This window comes from Nocardia sp. FBN12 (assembly GCF_054031145.1).
This window is the reverse complement of record NZ_CM132926.1, coordinates 6005232-6022067: the sequence shown is the minus strand read 5'-3', so window position 1 is coordinate 6022067 and position 16836 is coordinate 6005232. Positions and strand designations below refer to the sequence as shown.

General features: G+C 66.1%; 16 protein-coding genes. 9 read left to right on the top strand and 7 right to left on the bottom strand.

All coding sequences use genetic code 11. The features are described 5' to 3' along the window. Positions 1-1176 carry a DNA polymerase III subunit beta gene (gene dnaN / locus ACWZHB_RS28430; protein ID WP_427904835.1) on the bottom strand — a complete coding sequence of 392 codons (1176 nt, stop codon included), beginning with the start codon at positions 1174-1176 and terminating at the stop codon, positions 1-3. 786 nt (positions 1177-1962) lie between these two features. Then, positions 1963-4269, bottom strand: coding sequence for a chromosomal replication initiator protein DnaA (gene dnaA / locus ACWZHB_RS28425; RefSeq protein WP_427904834.1), 2307 nt, complete (start codon positions 4267-4269; stop codon positions 1963-1965). Positions 4270-4942: 673 nt separating this feature from the next. Here dnaA and rpmH point away from each other — a divergent pair. From rpmH to ACWZHB_RS28380, 9 genes are all read left to right on the top strand, one after another. Continuing rightward, positions 4943-5086 carry a 50S ribosomal protein L34 gene (gene rpmH / locus ACWZHB_RS28420; RefSeq protein ID WP_082843828.1) on the top strand — a complete coding sequence of 48 codons (144 nt, stop codon included), beginning with the start codon at positions 4943-4945 and terminating at the stop codon, positions 5084-5086. Between the two features lie 22 nt (positions 5087-5108). Further along, on the top strand, positions 5109-5528 hold the full coding sequence (rnpA, locus tag ACWZHB_RS28415; protein ID WP_427904833.1) for a ribonuclease P protein component: 420 nt from the start codon (positions 5109-5111) through the stop codon (positions 5526-5528). Further along, a complete protein-coding gene (gene yidD, locus ACWZHB_RS28410; protein ID WP_266294807.1) occupies positions 5525-5824 on the top strand; it encodes a membrane protein insertion efficiency factor YidD in 300 nt (99 codons plus the stop codon). Before rnpA ends, yidD begins: the two co-directional genes overlap by 4 nt. A 4-nt stretch (positions 5825-5828) precedes the next feature. After that, on the top strand, positions 5829-6908 hold the full coding sequence (gene yidC, locus ACWZHB_RS28405) for a membrane protein insertase YidC (protein ID WP_427904832.1): 1080 nt from the start codon (positions 5829-5831) through the stop codon (positions 6906-6908). Between the two features lie 25 nt (positions 6909-6933). Next, a complete protein-coding gene (locus ACWZHB_RS28400) occupies positions 6934-7470 on the top strand; it encodes a Jag family protein (RefSeq protein ID WP_056822606.1) in 537 nt (178 codons plus the stop codon). Between the two features lie 84 nt (positions 7471-7554). Next, positions 7555-8295, top strand: a complete 741-nt coding sequence (rsmG, locus tag ACWZHB_RS28395) for a 16S rRNA (guanine(527)-N(7))-methyltransferase RsmG (RefSeq protein WP_427904831.1) — start codon at positions 7555-7557, stop codon at positions 8293-8295. A gap of 1275 nt (positions 8296-9570) precedes the next feature. Continuing rightward, positions 9571-10566, top strand: a complete 996-nt coding sequence (locus tag ACWZHB_RS28390; protein ID WP_427904830.1) for a ParA family protein — start codon at positions 9571-9573, stop codon at positions 10564-10566. A gap of 33 nt (positions 10567-10599) precedes the next feature. Continuing rightward, entirely contained in the window at positions 10600-11637 is a 1038-nt protein-coding gene (locus ACWZHB_RS28385; RefSeq protein WP_427904829.1) for a ParB/RepB/Spo0J family partition protein, read from the top strand. 80 nt (positions 11638-11717) lie between these two features. Continuing rightward, entirely contained in the window at positions 11718-12443 is a 726-nt protein-coding gene (locus ACWZHB_RS28380) for a GNAT family N-acetyltransferase (protein WP_427909330.1), read from the top strand. Positions 12444-12502: 59 nt separating this feature from the next. Here ACWZHB_RS28380 and ACWZHB_RS28375 read toward each other — a convergent pair whose 3' ends face one another. The 5 genes from ACWZHB_RS28375 to sigM all read right to left on the bottom strand — a co-directional run bounded on the left by ACWZHB_RS28375 (position 12503) and on the right by sigM (position 16756). Next, positions 12503-13714, bottom strand: coding sequence for an N-acetylmuramoyl-L-alanine amidase (locus ACWZHB_RS28375; protein ID WP_427904828.1), 1212 nt, complete (start codon positions 13712-13714; stop codon positions 12503-12505). 132 nt (positions 13715-13846) lie between these two features. Beyond that, positions 13847-14179 carry a thioredoxin gene (trxA, locus tag ACWZHB_RS28370; protein WP_378545159.1) on the bottom strand — a complete coding sequence of 111 codons (333 nt, stop codon included), beginning with the start codon at positions 14177-14179 and terminating at the stop codon, positions 13847-13849. Positions 14180-14211: 32 nt separating this feature from the next. Next, entirely contained in the window at positions 14212-15198 is a 987-nt protein-coding gene (gene trxB, locus ACWZHB_RS28365) for a thioredoxin-disulfide reductase (protein WP_427904827.1), read from the bottom strand. Positions 15199-15340: 142 nt separating this feature from the next. Beyond that, entirely contained in the window at positions 15341-16102 is a 762-nt protein-coding gene (locus ACWZHB_RS28360) for a hypothetical protein (protein ID WP_427904826.1), read from the bottom strand. 96 nt (positions 16103-16198) lie between these two features. After that, a complete protein-coding gene (sigM, locus tag ACWZHB_RS28355) occupies positions 16199-16756 on the bottom strand; it encodes an RNA polymerase sigma factor SigM (RefSeq protein WP_427909329.1) in 558 nt (185 codons plus the stop codon). Positions 16757-16836 lie beyond the last annotated feature (80 nt).

The following is a 16836-nucleotide window of genomic DNA, read 5'->3' as shown; positions in this document are numbered from 1 at the left end:
TCAGCCGGGCAGCCGGACCGGCATCAACAGGTAGATGTACTGGCTCTCCAAGGCCGCGAACGCGCCGGACTCGAGCACCTTCGGCTCCTCGTCGGAGGCGGGCAGCAGCACCGCGGGGCGGCTGGGGGTGGTGAACCCGAAGGTGACCCGGTCGGTGTGCAGCGCGGCCAGCCCCTCGGTCAGGTAGCCGGGGTTGAACGCGATGGTGAGGGGTTCGCCGCGGAAATCGGCTTCCAGCCATTCCTCGGCCCGGCCCGCGTCGTCCCCACCCGCCGACAGCAGCACGCCGTCTGTGGAGAACTCGAGCCGCACCTGGGCACCGCGCTCGGCCACCAGGGCGACGCGCTTGATCGCCTCCGAGAGCACCGCGACGGGCAGGGTGGCGATCGAAGTGTGTTCCTTGGGGAGCAACTGGCGGAACTTGGGGAATTCCGCGTCGAGCAAGCGGGTGGTGGTGCGCCGACCACCGTTGACGATGCCGAGCAGGCCGTCGGCGCCGCCACCGCTGCCCAGCGACAGCTGCACGGGCGCCTCGGCGGCACCGAGGGTCTTGGCGGCCTCGGACAGCGTGCGCGCGGGGATCAGCACCGCGGTCTCGATGTCGGAGCGGGTCGGGTTCCACTGCAGGTGGCGCACGGCGAGGCGGAAGCGGTCGGTGGCGGCCAGCACCACGTCGTTGCCCTCGATCTCGACGCGGATGCCGGTGAGCATCGGCAGGGTGTCGTCACGGCCGGCGGCGACGGCGACCTGGCCGACCGCCTCGGCGAACACGTCGACGGTGACCTCACCGGTTTGCTGCGGCACCTCGGGCAGCTGGGGATAGTCCTCGACCGGCATGGTCGGCAGGGAGAACTTCGCGCTGCCACAGGCGATGAGCACGCGGGTGCCGTCGACGGAGACGTCGACCGGCTTGTTCGACAGCGACTTGGTGATGTCGGCGAGCAGGCGGCCTGAGACCAGCACCTGGCCGGGACCGGCGACCTCGGCCGCGACGCGCATCTGCGCGGAGACCTCGTAGTCGAACCCGGAGACCGTCAGGCCGTTCTCGTCGGCCACCAGCAGCACACCGCCGAGAACAGGCACCGGAGGCCGGGACGGGAGACTGCGCGCCACCCAGGCCACCGATTCGGCGAAGTCCTCTCGGGCGACCCGAAACTTCATGCTCGCAAGCTCCATCGCCCGATTTGTCCTCTCCGAGTTTCGAATCCGTGTGCGGGGGTGTGTCAGCGGAGTTGAACTGCTGTGTCGGCCGCGCACTGAGTCTCGCACAACCAACCGACAAGCAAACGGTACCCGTGCGATGCGCGAACTCCGCATCGACCCTCCCGGTCGTTTCCGCCTTGTCGATCCACCCCGCTTCTCCTTGCCTGCCTGTGAGTGAACGACCGCCTGACTCGAGCCTCCCCAACCGAGTTTCCACACACCCTGTTTTAAAAGAGTTCTCTCTAGAAGGAGAACTGAAGTAGTAGTAGGCACTGTGGAATCTGTGGATTTCGGCCGAATCCGCAGGTCAGACCGCTTGGTGGGATGGGGATGGACTTGGGGTGACTCGAGGATGAATCGGCGGTGGCTGTGGAGGCGCGAAGTTGTCCCCATTCCATCCTCGAGTTGTCCTCGAGTTGTTCCACCGGATTCACCCAGTTGTTCACACGTCGGGGCAGCCTGGTGGTAACGGTGGGGATTCCTCGAGGACTCCACAGGGACTCCTCGAGGAATCCACAGGCCCGATTCGGCGCTGTCGCAGGTCACCGCTAGTGCACAGGTGTTAGCGGAGCGTCCTGTGGATGATGTGGACAACTGCCTGTGCACGAACGCTGCACAGGCTCGCCCAACACCCTGTGCACCGACCGGTGCACAAAGGTGTGGATTCCTCGAGGAGTCCACAGGAATTCCTCGAGGAATCCACAGGGCAAAAAAGAACACCGCCCCAGGTCAGGGCGGTGTTCCGGGTTGGGGATGAAATCAGCGGGAGCGCTGTTTGATTCGGGCTGTGAGTTCTTGGACCTGGTCGTAGACGCGACGGCGCTCGGTCATCTCCTTGCGCACCTTTTTCTCCGCGTACATCACCGTGGTGTGGTCGCGACCGAACGCCTGGCCGATCTTGGGCAGCGACAGATCGGTGAGCTCACGGCACAGGTACATGGCGATCTGGCGGGCCTGCGCCAGCGGACGGGCCTTGCCGGGCCCGGTCAGCTCCTCGAGCGTGGTGTTGAAGTACTCGGCGGTGACGGCCATGATCGTCGCCGCGTTGATCTCCAGCGCCGCCGTATCGGGCATCAGGTCGCGCAGCACCACCTCGGCCAGCGAGAGGTCGAGCGGCTGACCGTTGAGCGAGGCGAACGCCGTCACCCGGATCAGCGCGCCCTCCAGCTCGCGGATATTGCGCTCCACCCGGCTCGCGATCAGCTCGAGCACATCGTGGGGCACATCGAGCCGGTCCATCCGCGCCTTCTTCCGCAGGATCGCGATGCGCGTCTCCAGCTCAGGCGGCTGTACATCGGTGATCAGGCCCCACTCGAAGCGGGTCCGCAGCCGTTCCTCCAGGGTGGCCAGCTGCTTGGGCGGGCGATCCGAGGACACCACGATCTGCTTGTTCGCGTTGTGCAGGGTGTTGAAGGTGTGGAAGAACTCCTCCTGGATGCCTTCCTTGCCCTCGATGAACTGGATGTCGTCCACCAGCAGGATGTCGGTCTCGCGGTAGCGGCGCTTGAACGCGACCTTGCGGTCGTCGCGCAGGCTGTTGATGAAGTCGTTGGTGAATTCCTCGGTGGAGACGTACTTCACCCGCATGCCGGGGAACAGGCGCTGTGCGTAGTGGCCCGCCGCGTGCAGCAGGTGGGTTTTGCCCAATCCTGAAGCGCCCCAGACGAACAGTGGGTTGTACGCCCGCGCAGGTGCCTCCGCGATGGCCACCGCGGCGGCATGCGCGAACCGGTTGGACGCGCCGATGACGAAGGTCTCGAACGTGTACTTGGCATTGAGACTGGCCGACGAGGAGGACTGCGGCGGCGCCTCGGGCGACTTGTTGAAATAGGTCGGCCAGTTGTTGCGATTGCTGACCACCGGCTCGTCGTCGACCGGCTGGGCACCGGGCTGGCCGGGGAACGGCGTGTCCTGACCCTCGGCGCTCGGCTCCTCGGCCCGCGCCGCGGCGGGCTCCTCGGCCGGCCTGCCACGGTTCGGCGCACGCTGCGGCGCCGGGTCCGGCGTGAACAGCGACTCCTGCCCGGAGTGGTCGCGGCGCGGTGAAGCTGCCTGCTCACGGCGGGCGGGCGGTGCGGTCTCGGGGACCCGCTGGTCCGGGCGACCGCCACGGAACTCACCGCGGCCGCCGAACTCGCCGCCTGCGTAGTCGGCCACCGGGTAAGCCGCGGTCGGCTCGAAATCGGTACCGGGGAAATCGTTGCGCTCGCCCTGGTACTCCGACGGTGCCTGTTTGTATTCGGTCTGCTGGCCGTATTCCGCGGGCTGGCCGTACTCGGAGGGTGCCTGCTGGTACTCCGGCTGCTGACCGTATTCCGACGGCGCCTGCTGATACTCCGGCTGCTGGCTGTACTCGGCGGGGGCTTGCTTGTACTCGGCGGGCTGGCCGTACTCGGCAGGCGCCTGCTTGTATTCGCCGGACTGGCTGAACTCCGACGGGTTCTGTTGGTACTCCGGTTCGGCCTGGTAGTCGCGGTGCCCGGCGTAGTCGTTGCGCTCGCCGTACTCGCCGCCCTGCACGGGGTACTCACGGCCGCCGTAGCTGTTCGGGTACTCGCCGTTGGCCGGATAGTCGTTGCCGTACTCCCCGCCCTGGCCCGGATACTCGCCTGCGCCGTAACGCGGCCTGCCGTACTCACCGCGCGCGGCATAATCGGGAACGCTGAAATCGGGCCCGGGATAACCGGCGGGCGGGCGCACCTGCTCGCGCGGACGCTCCGGCCTGCTCGTCATCCTGGCGTGCCGAGGCGAACTACCGGCCCGCTCCCCCGCGGCCGGGCTCGGCGCGGCGATGCGCACTCCGAGTCCTTCCACCTGGGGACCCAGGCGGCGGCCGAGCGATCGCAGGATCGGCTCGCGCAGATCACGCTCGATCGCCTCCTGTGCCAGCGAGGACGGAACCGACAGCAACGCGAAACCCTGCGCGACGGTAAGCGGCTTCACCAGCTTCAACCAGGCCTGCTGTGCGCGACTCACCGCGGGGATGGCGCCGTCGGCAGAGCCGGTGGTGAGCTCGGCAACCACCTCTGGCCACACCGTGGCCAGTACGTTCTGCTCGTCGTCCATACAGCGTCCTCCCCGGACCGGTTAGTTGGGGCCCACGGCCCGGCGCACGCCGGAAACCACCCGCGAACAGGTGTTATCCAGTGATCCTGCGTACAACCGAAGCTGGTTCGAACGCTCGAGGTCCGGCGATTCCGGACTGCGGCGCGGGCACCGACGGCCCTACGAATATGCCACTGCGGCCGTCTGTCCACATAATTATCCACAGATGTGGACAAACCTGGGGATAAAGGAATTCTGCCAGCGTGTGGCAGTGAATGGGGCTGGACCAGCGGTTCTTCAGCAATCCCCCGGCTACAGAGGCTAGCTGGCCGCGCCACGCAACGCCAGGGGTGTGGAAGAACTCACGAAAAGTGCCTGCATGCGTCACTGCGGCCCGGGCGTGTCGTGCCTGGTCGGGCTCGATGCGCCACGCGAACGGCGCCGCGTCCACGGCCGATTCGGGGGTCCGGTAACCTGGAGCTCGTGCCGGTGACAGGTACGTGGGGGCCGAGTTTGACCCGTCCCTTCGGGGTAAGTACCCTCGTACAGTCACCCCTTGGCGCGGTTGGCGGCTGTCTGCTGCACACCGATCGCCAAGGCAATCTGTGCGTAGACCGCGGTCCGCAGCGCAGACAAATCATTTGTACAGACTTCGGGCGCCGAATGGTGCCCACTTACTACAGGAGTGTTGACCGTGGCCAAGGGCAAGCGGACGTTCCAGCCGAACAACCGTCGTCGGGCGCGCGTCCACGGCTTCCGTCTCCGGATGCGTACCCGTGCGGGTCGCGCCATCGTTGCGGCGCGTCGCCGCAAGGGCCGTACCGAACTGACTGCCTGATCGCGCGTAGTCGGACGCTCGGGTGTTGCCTGAGCCGTATCGGTTGCACCACCGTGCCGAATTCTCCCGCACGGTGCGCCGCGGTCAGCGAATCGGGAGGCGAGATCTCGTCGTACACGCGCTCACGCACGGGTACGACGATGTCGCCGACGGCGATTCCCTGGTCCGCGTAGGCGGTCCGCGGTTCGGACTGATTGTCAGCAAGGCGGTGGGTAACGCGGTGGTTCGCCACCGGGTGGCCCGCCGCCTGCGTCATATGTGCGCCCAGGTGGTCGACGAATTGCCTGTCGGTACCGATGTCGTGATCCGGGCGCTGCCCGGCGCCGCCACCGCTGATTCCGCCGAGTTGCTGCGCCAGCTGCGCACCGGCCTGCGCAAGCTCGGCTTGCGCGGGGAACCGGAGCTCGCGCTCGGTCGCACCCCGGCCGGTGAACGGCGATGAGGACGCTCACCCGCTTACCCGCTAAAGCCCTGATCGCGCTGATCGAGCTCTACCGGACCTACGTCTCCCCCACCCGGATGCCGATCTGCCGGTTCACCCCCACCTGCAGTGAGTACGCGGTGACTGCCTTGCGTACCCGCGGGCTGGTCGTCGGATCGGCACTGACGGTCGTGCGGCTCGCGAAATGCGCGCCCTGGCACCCTGGAGGGTGGGATCCCGTGCCTGAGCGCGGGTCGAAAGCCTGCACAAAGTCATCGCCCGCGCTGATCGGCGATACGAACGACGGGAGTACCTAGAGCCGTGCTCGACATCATCTATTGGCCGGTATCCGCAATTCTGTGGTTCTGGCACAAAGCCTTCGGCTTTGTGTTCGGAGCAGACAGCGGGCTCACGTGGAGCCTCGCCGTGGTGTTCCTGGTCTTCACGCTGCGGCTTGTGCTGTACAAGCCGTTCGTGAAGCAGGTGCGCACCACCAAGCAGATGCAGGAGCTGCAGCCCCAGATCAAGGAGCTGCAGAAGAAGTACAAGAACGACCGCGAGACCATGGCGAAGGAGATGCAGAAGCTCCAGAAGGAGCACGGCTTCAACCCGCTCATGGGTTGCCTGCCGGTCCTTGTGCAGGTGCCGGTCTTCCTCGGTCTGTTCCATGTGCTGCGTTCGTTCAACCGCACCGGCCACGGCTGGGGTCAGTTGGGTATGAGCGCGTACGACAACGCGCACACCCCGAACTACATCTTCAGCGCGACCGATGTCCAGTCGTTCCTGAGCGCCCGCATCTTCGGTGCGCCGATCGCGTCCTTCATCACCGCGCCCGCCAGCGAGATGCAGGCGTTCGCCGATTGGGGCGGCACGCCGACCAAGCTGAACATCGCGATGGTGGCGGTTCCGCTGATGATCATCGCCGGTCTGGCGACCCACTTCAACGCCCGCGCCTCGGTCCAGCGGCAGACACCCGAAGCCGCGGCCAACCCGCAGGCCGCCATCATGAACAAGCTGTCGCTGTGGGTCTTCCCGCTCGGCGTGATGGTCGGTGGCCCCTTCCTGATGATCGGCATCCTGCTCTACTGGGTGGCCAACAACATCTGGACCTACGGACAGCAGCACCTGGTGTTCGGCCGGATGGAAAAGGAAGACGAAGAGCGCAAGCAGAAGAAGCTCGAGCTGCGGGCGCAGAACGCGCCTAAGCCCGGTGTCAAACCCGTCGACGTCCGCAAGAAACAGGATGCCCCGGCCGATGACGAGTCCTCGGCGAACGGCACCGCGGCGACCAACGGCACCACCCCCAAACAGTCGGCCAAGCAGGGCGGCGGCAAGCGTAGGCCCGGCGGGCAGCAGCGGCCGGGTAACCGTGGCCGTGCGAACCAGAAGCGTAAGCGCTGAGACGCGATCGGATAGAGGGAATCCAATGACTGTTGAGACCGAGACCGACGGAGGGGACGCCACTGTGGCGACGACTGCTGTTGACGTCGTGAACGACGCCGAAGAAGCGTTGATCGAAGAGGGCGAGATCGCGGGCGACTACCTCGAGCAGCTACTCGACGTGCTCGACTTCGATGGCGATATCGACCTCGATGTCGAGGGCGACCGCGCCATCGTGAGCATCGATGGCGGCCGCGATCTGACCAAGCTCGTCGGGCGCAACGGTGAAGTGCTCGACGCGCTGCAGGAGCTCACCCGGTTGGCCGTGCAGCAGGCGACCGGCGTGCGTAGCCGGCTGATGCTCGATGTGGCCGGTTGGCGTGCACAGCGCCGGACCGATCTGAGCGAGATCGGTGTCGCCGCCGCGAAGCGGGTGCTGGAGTCGGGCGCGCCCGAGGCGCTGTCGGCGATGACTCCGTTCGAGCGGAAGATCGTGCACGACGCGGTCGCCGATATCGAGGGTGTGGCGAGCGAGAGCGAAGGCGTCGAGCCGAATCGTCACGTGGTGGTAGTGCCCGAGTAGGCTGACTTCCGCCGTAACCACGAACATGTGATTAGGCCTCCGGTCTCGGACCGGGGGCTTTTTCATTGCCATCAACGGAGAAGGATGTTTCACGTGGAACGAGAACTGAGCGCGCCGTCCGACGAGCTGGAACCGCCCGCCGCCGCTGCCCGCGTGTTCGGCGACCGCTTGGACATCGCTCGCCGGTACTGCGCTGCGTTGGCGACGGCCGGCGTGGAACGCGGTCTCATCGGACCGCGTGAGGTTCCCCGGTTGTGGGAGCGTCACATTCTCAACTGTGCTGTCATCGGCGAGTTGATCGACGAAGGCGCTTCGGTGGTCGATATCGGGAGCGGTGCCGGTCTTCCTGGAATCCCGCTGGCGATCGCTCGGCCCGATCTTCGGATCACCCTCGTGGAGCCGTTGCTGCGGCGGACGATTTTCTTGAGTGAGTTCATCGAGGAAGCCGGGCTGGATGTCACGGTGGTTCGCGGTCGTGCCGAGCAGTCGGGGGTGATCAAGGAAGCGGGCGGTGCTGATGTTGTTACTTCGCGGGCGGTCGCTCCTCTTGCCAAGCTTGCGCACTGGTCTCTGCCGCTCCTCCGTGATCATGGTCGGATGCTGGCGCTCAAGGGGACGAGTGCGGCTGAGGAGCTCGAGCGGGATGGTGCTGAGTTGATTCGTGATGGGGCTACGGATCTTCGGGTTGTGGGGTGTGGTGCTGGGGTTGTGGAGGTTCCTACTTTGGTGATCAGTGCTGAGCTGCTCCCCCGGGCTGAGCGTCCTAGTCGGCGGAGTGAGCGTAAGGCTGCTGGGGTGGAGAAGAAGGCTCGGAAGCGTCGGTGAGTTTGGTTTTCTTTGGGTTGGTTTGAGGGTGGGTGCGTTCGAAGGGTTTTCGTAACGTGACGAATTGGGGTGAGGGTTGTTGTATGGGGTTTGGGCGGTGTGAAATTCGTTAGGTGTGGCGGGGTGGCGCGTTAGTGGTGTGCGTGTGCGTTGTGACCACTCCGCTGGCGGTCGCGTTTTGGGGTGGGAGTGTTTCACGTGGAACGGGGGGTGGTTGTTTTGTGGTGGCGGGGGTGGTGGTGTGCGGGGGTGTTGAGATTTGGGGTTTGGTAGTCCGGGACGCGCTGGCTGTATTTTTGGCGCGCTGGCGCGCGCGTGTCCGCGGCCCTGAGGGGCCGCCGGTTAGCCACCGGGGCTTGCTCCTTCGTCGCGTACGCCCCGGCGGCTAACCGGCGACCCGGCCGCGGACCGGCCACTTCGTGGCCGTCCCTCCCTAGGGGTCGGGAGTGCGGTGGTTGGGGTGGGTGGGTTGTTGAAGACGGGGACAGGCTGGGTGTGCGGCGTGGGGGTGTTGAAGACGGGGACAGGCTGGGTGTGCGGCGGGGGGTGTTGAAGATGCGGACTGGCTGGGTGTGCGCCGTGGTTCTAGAGATGTGGACCGGCTGGGTGTGAGCGGTGGGTTCTGGATATCTGGACTGGCTCGGTGCGAGCGGTGAAGATTTAGAGATGCGGACTGGCTCGGTGTGGGCCGCGGGTATTCAGAAATGCGGACGGGCTCGGTTGTGCGCCGTGGGGATTTGGAGATGCGGGCAGGCTGGGTGTGCACCGTGGGATTTGGAGATGCGGGCGGACGGGCTGGGGTTCGCTCAGCGTTGTCGGTGTGGGAGCTGCGCGGTGGGTGGTGGTGTGGGAGCTACTGCATGGGTTGCGCGGTGTGATTGGGGGTGGGGTTTGGAGGTGCGAGTGCGCTCGGGGTGGGCGGGGTTGGGGTCTGCTTGGTGGCGCGTTCGTGGGTGGTTGGCGCGGGGGTTATGTGCTGGCTCGGTTGGGCGGTGGGGTGTCGGGCCTGGGGTGCGGAAGGCTCAGGGGGTGGGACTGTTTCCCGTGAAACATCGGCGGTGGGTGTTAATTCGGCGGTCTTTGGTGTGTCTTACTCGGCGAGCCGCGATTCAGCTTTCCTAAGTGTCTTGGGGCTGGCAAGCTGTCAGAGTCGGTGGGAGTGAGTTCGCTCCTCGGGTCTTCGAGTTCTCCACCGACGCAGTTTGTTTGTGACGACACGGCGCCGACGCTCGTCGGGGATACGTGATCTGAAGTTTCTCGGGTTAGGAGCAATCTATGTCGAGCGGTCCGGCGAATGTTTCACGGGAAACAACGTCGCGGGTCCCGGGGATGCTGGATTCCAGCAGCTTCGACGCGGAGACGTTCGGGAATACTCCTTTCGGGCATATCTCTCCGGCCGAGACCCCGATCGCGGCGGAAGCGCAACGCGCCAGCCAGATTCTGCATCCAGGAAAGGTCACTGTGCCGAAACCCCGCGAGCAACGGATCATCACCATCGCCAACCAGAAGGGCGGCGTCGGCAAGACAACTACGACGGTCAATCTCGCTGCGGCGCTAGCGCACCAGGGAATGACGGTCCTTGTGGTCGATCTGGATCCGCAGGGGAACGCGAGTACGGCGCTGGGCGTCGCGCACAACTCGGGTGTGCCGTCCAGCTACGAACTGCTGATCGGTGAAGTGACGGTCAAAGATGCGATCCAGGTGAGCCCGCACAGCGAGCGCCTACTCTGTGTCCCGGCCACGATCGACCTGGCCGGCGCGGAGATCGAGCTGGTCTCGATGGTCGCCCGGGAAGGGCGATTGAAGACCGCGATCCGCGAGGCGGGCATGGTCGGCTTCGACATCGACTACGTACTGATCGACTGCCCGCCCTCGCTCGGCCTGCTCACGGTCAACGCGCTCGTGGCGGCCAAGGAAGTGCTGATCCCGATCCAGTGCGAGTACTACGCGCTGGAGGGCGTGGGTCAGCTGCTGCGCAATATCGGGCTGGTGCAAGCGCACCTCAACCCGGAGCTGCACGTGTCCACCGTCCTGCTGACGATGTACGACGGCCGCACCAAGCTGGCCGACCAGGTGGCCGAGGAAGTACGCAACCACTTCGGCGACGTGGTGCTCAAGTCGATGATCCCGCGCAGCGTGAAGGTCTCGGAGGCGCCGGGCTACGGGATGACCGTGCTCGATTACGATCCAGGCTCGCGTGGTGCGATGAGCTACATGGATGCGGGACGCGAGCTGGCCAGTCGTGCGCAGCTGAAGCAAGACGCGTCGTAGCGTGAGTTGGAACGAGGAAGGGATCGGTAGCCGATGAGTCAGGCGAAAAAGGGCGGTCTCGGTCGCGGGTTGGCCGCATTGATCCCGACGGGTCCGGCCGTGGCGCCGGGCTTGAGCAGTGCTGCGGCGAGCGTGATCGGGATCAATCCGATCGGCCCGCAACCGGCCGAGGCATTCCTGCATCGGGTTCCGGATGCCGAGCCGGAGCCGGAGCCCGAGCCCGAAGCCGAGCTGGTCTCCCCCGGCGACGCGGTGTACCGCGAGATCCCGGCAGACCAGATCGAGCCGAACCCGAAGCAGCCCCGCCAGGTCTTCGAGGAAGAAGCACTGGCCGAGCTGGTGCACTCGATTCGCGAGTTCGGGCTCATGCAGCCGATCGTCGTGCGTCGCACCGAACCGGGCGTCGACAAGTTCCAGTTGGTCATGGGCGAGCGCCGTTGGCGCGCCTGCCAGGAGGCCGGACTCGCCACGATTCCGGCGATCATCCGCGACACCGACGACGGCTCGATGCTGCGCGACGCGCTGCTGGAGAACATCCACCGCGTGCAGCTGAACCCCCTCGAAGAGGCGGCGGCCTACCAGCAGCTGCTCGAGGAATTCGACGTCACCCATGAGGAATTGGCTTCGCGAATCGGTCGCTCGCGACCGGTGGTGACGAATATGATTCGTTTGCTGAAGCTGCCGATTCCGGTGCAGCGTCGGGTGGCCGCCGGGGTGCTCTCGGCCGGACATGCCAGGGCGCTGCTCGGCTTGGATGCCGGCGTGGACGCACAGGAAGAATTGGCTGCCCGGATCGTCCGTGAGGGAATGTCTGTTCGGTCTACCGAGGAAGCGGTGCAGCTCGCGAACCGCAACCCCGCGACGACCACTCCCCCGGCGCCGAAACGCAAACCGATCCATATGCCAGGTCTGCAAGATGTCGCCGAGCGACTGTCGGGGTCTTACGACACCCGAGTCACGGTCAGCCTCGGGAAGAACAAGGGCAAGATCGTTGTCGAGTTCGGTTCGGTCGAAGATCTCGAGCGCATCGTGGCGCTGATGGAGCAAGTCGGCCCCGAAACGTCACTGTGACTGAAAGAGGCGGCACGTACTGTGGATAGTGATGTGGCGTGAGCGTGGATGAATCCGACAGCTGGAGGCTGAACAGAGCGGTGTCGACCAGCGTCACGGCTTTGACTCTCGACGGGCTGGGTCAGCTCCCGGCGCACACCCGGCGGTGTGTGTTCTGGGAGCTCGACCCGGCCGTCGCCGCTGACTCGCACGCCTTCAGCGATCCGGTCTTCGAAAAGGAAGCCTGGCTCTCGACGGTGATGCTCGAGTGGGGTTCGTGCGGGCAGGTGGCCCACGTGGACAACAATCTCGCGGGCTGCGCGCTGTACTCGCCCCCGAGTGCCGTGCCGCGATCGTCGTTGTTCCCCACCTCCCCCGTAAGCCCGGACGCGGTCCTGCTGACCACGCTGCAGGCCGAATTCCCGTATGACGAGGCCGATGTAGCCCATCACCTGGTTCAGGCCGTGGTGGGCGATCTGGTGCGTCGTGGCGTGCGCGCACTGGAGGCGTTCGGCATTCGCAACGGTCCACCGTCGAGTTCGGTGGCCGATCGCGGATTCGGATCGTCGATGCGGCTGATGGAACGGATCGCGGCACCACTGCGCGATCCGTCGTCGGCGACGAGGTGCACTCCCGAAACCTGCATGATCGACGCCGATTTCCTCGCCGAGGTCGGGTTCGAAGTGGTGGCCCCGCATCACCGCTTCCCCCGCCTGCGCCTGGAGCTCGACTCCGATCACGGCTGGAAGGAAGACGTCGAGCGCGCACTCGACCAGCTTCTGGCCGCTGCCTCGATGGAACCGCCCACGCGCGTCGGCGTGCAGTAACACCGGACAACAAAGAACGGCCCCGCGAACATTCGCGGGGCCGTTGGTCTTTGAGGGAACTACACGCGCGGGGACGAAACGTTGCCCGCGTCGGCGGCGGCCAGTTCTTCGGCGAGCAGTTCGGCGAAGGTGTAGGTGCCGGTGGGCTGGTCGTCCTGGCCGAGCAGGTACAGCCGCTTCACCGAGACGAGAATCGCTTCGGCGATCACGTCGCGCATGCGCGGGTTGGTGAGAACCGAGGCGTCGTAGTCGTTGGTGAGATAGCCGAGGTCCACCTGGACGGTCGGCATCTTGGTCAGCCGCAACAGGTCCCAGGTGCGCTGGTGAGTCCGGCAGTCCTGCACCGAAGTTCGGGCCACCACTTCGCGCTGGATGTAGCCGGCGAGCACCTGGCCGATCATCGACACCGAACCGTGTGAGTTGCCCCAGTAGAAGCTGGCCACGCCCTTCGCGGACGGATTGTCACTCGTCGCGCAGCGCAGCGAGATCATCAGATCAGCGTCGAAGGCGTTGGAGGTTTCGGCGCGTTCGACATCGGTGGGATTGGCGCCCCACGGCCGGGACAGGAAGGTCTCCATGCCGGTCGCGGCCATTCGGCCTTCGAGCCGAGAAGCCAGATCCCAGAGGATCTCCGACTCGTACTCGTCGCCGAATTCGGTGGGCACCGCGAAACCCTTGTCGATGCCGCCGAATCCGGGATCGATGACAATCCGCTTGCCGGTGAGCTGCGGGCCCGCCCGGTGCACCACTTCTTCCTCGGCGATGCGGTGCGGGTTGCCACCGGTGACGCGCGCGCCGAGCAGATCCAGCGAGCGCAAGGTGTCGGGTCCGCAGATACCGTCGGCGGACAGGCCGATCTCGCGCTGGAACGCGCTGAGCCCGTCATGGGTGTGCGGGCCGAAATGCCCGTCCACCCGGTACACGTAGAAGCCGAGGTCCTGCAGCTTGCGCTGCAGGGTGGCCACGTCGTCACCGTAGAGCGGCGCCGACAACTGGTAGATCAACGTACGAGCACCCAGCCGGTAGGAGGCTTCCTTCAGCGCACGATAGGTGGCCGGACCGACCACCCCGTCGACGAGCAGACCGCGCTGCTGCTGGAACGCGCGGATCGCCGAATCGAGGGGCCGATCGAACACCGCCTCGGTATCTTTCCAATACTCCGATCCGTCCGTGGATTCGACGTGTGGGAGATGCAGGAGACCGAGGCTTGCGAGGGTGCTCCGAACCTCTGCGACGGCTGGTCCTGAATCGCCGTGACGAAGTCGGTGCATGCGTGAGAGCCCTTTCCTTCGGCCGGAGCGTCCGTCGATTGTCGCAGACCCGGGGCGCTTTGCGGGAATCCCGGGTCCAGGCATCCTACGGCGCGTCGGCCGGTAGGAGGCGCTTTTGTCGGATGCGCTGGGTTAGATGAGGCCGTCGAGCTCGCGCAGCAGCGCCGCCTTGCCCTTGGCGCCGACGATCTGCTTCACCGGCTTGCCACCCTGGAACAAGATCATGGTCGGCAGCGACAGGATCTGGTAGTCGCGGGCGGTGCCGGGGTTGGCCTCGGTGTCGAGCTTGGCGATGGTCAGCTTGTCGGCGTGGGTGCCCGCGATCTCCTCGAGCACGGGGGCGACCATCTTGCACGGGCCGCACCAGTCGGCCCAGAAGTCGACGAGCACCGGCTTTTCGCTGAGCAGGACGTCGTCGGCGAAGGACTGGTCGGTGACGGTGATGGTGTTGGCGCTGTCGGCCATGGGTGTCTCCTCGACAGGGGTGGAACTCGAAATCAGTTGGTGCGCACGGCGGCCGGGCCGTCGGCGTGGTCGAGCGTGTTGGCGGTGATGTCGCCCTGCTCGGCGAGCCAGCGTTCGGCGTCGATCGCGGCGCGGCAGCCGGTGCCCGCAGCGGTGATCGCCTGCCGGTAGGTGTGGTCGACGAGGTCGCCCACGGCGAACACGCCTGCCACGTCGGTGGCGGTGCCCGGATTGGTCACCAGCACATAGCCTTCGCCGTCGAGAGCGACCTGGCCCTTGACGAGTTCGCTGCGCGGGTCGTGGCCGACGGCGACGAACAGCCCGGTCGCGTCGAGCTCGGACTCCTCGCCGGTGCGGGTGTCGCGCAGGGTGAGGCTGGTGACGCTCTTCTCGCCGTTGACCTTCACGACCTCGGCGTTGAGCCGGAACTTGATCTTCTCGTTGGCCTTGGCGCGCTCGAGCATGATCCGCGAGGCACGGAACTCCTCGCGACGGTGCACGATGGTGACGCTCGCGGCGAACTTGGTGAGGAAGGTCGCTTCCTCCATGGCGGAGTCGCCGCCGCCGACCACGACGATGTCCTGGCCCTTGAAGAAGAAGCCGTCGCAGGTGGCGCAGGCACTCACGCCGCGACCGAGCAGCTCCTGCTCGCCCGGCACGTTCAGGTAGCGCGCGGCCGAACCCATCGCGAGGATCACGGCATAGGCCTCGAAGGTCTCGTCACCGACGGTGACCTTCTTCACGGGGCCGGACAGGTCGATCGCGTCGACGTCCTCGGTGCGCAGCTCGGCGCCGAAACGCTTGGCCTGGTCGCGCATCTGCTCCATGAGGTCAGGGCCCATGATGCCGTCGCGGAAACCGGGGAAGTTCTCCACCTCGGTGGTGGTCATCAGGGCGCCACCGAACTGGGTGCCCTCGAAGACCAGCGGCGAAAGCTCCGCGCGGGCGGCGTAGACGGCCGCCGTGTAGCCGGCGGGGCCTGAGCCGACGATGATCAGGTCGCGAACTGGCGTGCTCATGGGGCCCTTCCGAAAAAGCAATCTGGGGACGTGTCGGTCAACAACAGCCTAAACGGTGTTGTTCCCACGGCGCTCTGGGCAGGGCAATCCTGATGTGTCTCTCCCCCTGGGCCCGGTTTTACCTCTTGAGAGCCTTACGGAATCAACCGATGTCGCGCAGAGTCAGCTGTTCTGGGATACCCGTGGTGCAGCCGGTGCCCACGACCAGCGCAGTGATAGTCGGTGCCTTGGCGCCCTGGACAAGGACCAGAACGGCATCGGACCCCCGGAAGGTGATGTTCGTCGCGCCGAGGACCGTGCGGTCGATTCCGTTCGCTTGCACACAGCGGGTGAGCGCGGCCTCGTCGGCCAGTGGGCCGACCACGTCGCGTTTGCCCAGCGCGCGCAGTGCGGCGGCGGTGGTGAGTTCGTCGGCGGCCGCCGGTTCGGTGTACGGGGCGGCGGTGGGGGTGCCCTCGGTGGTGTCGAGGGTGCTGAACACCGCACCGGCGCCTGCCAGGACCGCCACGGCCGCGGCCGCCGCGGCGAGCAACCCCATCCGCTTCCGTGATCGGTAGCGGTCCAGCGAGATCGGCGTGACCCGGACGGTCGGACCGTCGTCGGCGACCGGTTCGGCCGCTGGGATCGACCGCGGCGTGATGCGTTCGGTCGGCCCCTCCCCCGCGTCGAGATCGGCGACGAAACGGAACATGCGGTCGGCCACGTCGTCGGGCATGCGGTGCATGACCCGCTCGTCGGTGGCGAGCGTGCGGAGGTGGGTGTTCACCTCGTCGAGCTTGTTCAGGTAGTGCAGCGCGTCTACGTCGGTGCGGACCACGGGCCACAGTTGCTCGCACAATTCCGGCGCGAGGTTGTCGGCATGCAGATCGGCCAGCAGTTCCGACGGGAACGGAGGCTGCGGCACGGATCGAGACACCCTCGCACCTCCCCTGTTCTGTCGATATCGGATCGCAGGATTTACATCGCTGACTTGTTCGTCACTGTTAATGACGCATCCCGACTACATCCGGTTCCCTGGATCCCGGAAAAATTCCAAACGTTCTTGCAAACGTACGCGCGCTCGGGCGCATCGGCTCTTGATCGTGCCCGGCGCCACGCCGAGCGCAGCGGCGGTTTCGGCGACGCTGCGGCCTTCCATCTCGGTCATGACCAGGGCCAAGCGCTGTTCGTCAGGGAGGGTGAACAGCGCCTCGCTCACGACGGTGGACAGTTCGTAGTGAGCGAAGGCATCGTGCGGGTCGATCGCTTCGGGCATGGTGTCGGGCAGGACCGAGATGGCGCGGCGGGTCTTGTTGCGGCGGATCCGGTCGAGGCAGGCATTGACCACGATGGCGTGCAGCCAGCTGCGCACCTCGGATTCGGCGCGGAAGGTGTCGGCGGTGCGGTGGGCCGAGAACAGCGCGTCCTGCAGGCAGTCGGCGGCGTCCTCGCGGTTATAGGAGGTTCGTAGCGCGGTCTGCCAGAGATGGTCGGAGTGCCTGCGCAGCAGTTCGGCGAAGACGTGCGGTTCTCCGCGCACGTGGGCGGCCAGCAGTTGCTTGTCGCTACCGTTCTCCAGGAACGAGCGGACGCAGGCCGCGTCCTGTCGCGGCGGTACACCGCGGACGTGCTCGTTGACTTCCGGCGACAAAACTGACC

Bases quoted from the DNA above. Each gene is read 5' to 3' on its own strand.
- dnaN (WP_427904835.1), bottom strand. From the start codon at position 1,176: ATGGAGCTTGCGAGCATGAAGTTTCGGGTCGCCCGAGAGGACTTCGCC.
- dnaA (WP_427904834.1), bottom strand. From the start codon at position 4,269: ATGGACGACGAGCAGAACGTACTGGCCACGGTGTGGCCAGAGGTGGTT.
- yidD (WP_266294807.1), top strand. From the start codon at position 5,525: ATGAGGACGCTCACCCGCTTACCCGCTAAAGCCCTGATCGCGCTGATC.
- ACWZHB_RS28400 (WP_056822606.1), top strand. From the start codon at position 6,934: ATGACTGTTGAGACCGAGACCGACGGAGGGGACGCCACTGTGGCGACG.
- rsmG (WP_427904831.1), top strand. From the start codon at position 7,555: ATGTTTCACGTGGAACGAGAACTGAGCGCGCCGTCCGACGAGCTGGAA.
- ACWZHB_RS28390 (WP_427904830.1), top strand. From the start codon at position 9,571: ATGTCGAGCGGTCCGGCGAATGTTTCACGGGAAACAACGTCGCGGGTC.
- ACWZHB_RS28385 (WP_427904829.1), top strand. From the start codon at position 10,600: ATGAGTCAGGCGAAAAAGGGCGGTCTCGGTCGCGGGTTGGCCGCATTG.
- ACWZHB_RS28375 (WP_427904828.1), bottom strand. From the start codon at position 13,714: ATGCACCGACTTCGTCACGGCGATTCAGGACCAGCCGTCGCAGAGGTT.
- trxA (WP_378545159.1), bottom strand. From the start codon at position 14,179: ATGGCCGACAGCGCCAACACCATCACCGTCACCGACCAGTCCTTCGCC.
- trxB (WP_427904827.1), bottom strand. From the start codon at position 15,198: ATGAGCACGCCAGTTCGCGACCTGATCATCGTCGGCTCAGGCCCCGCC.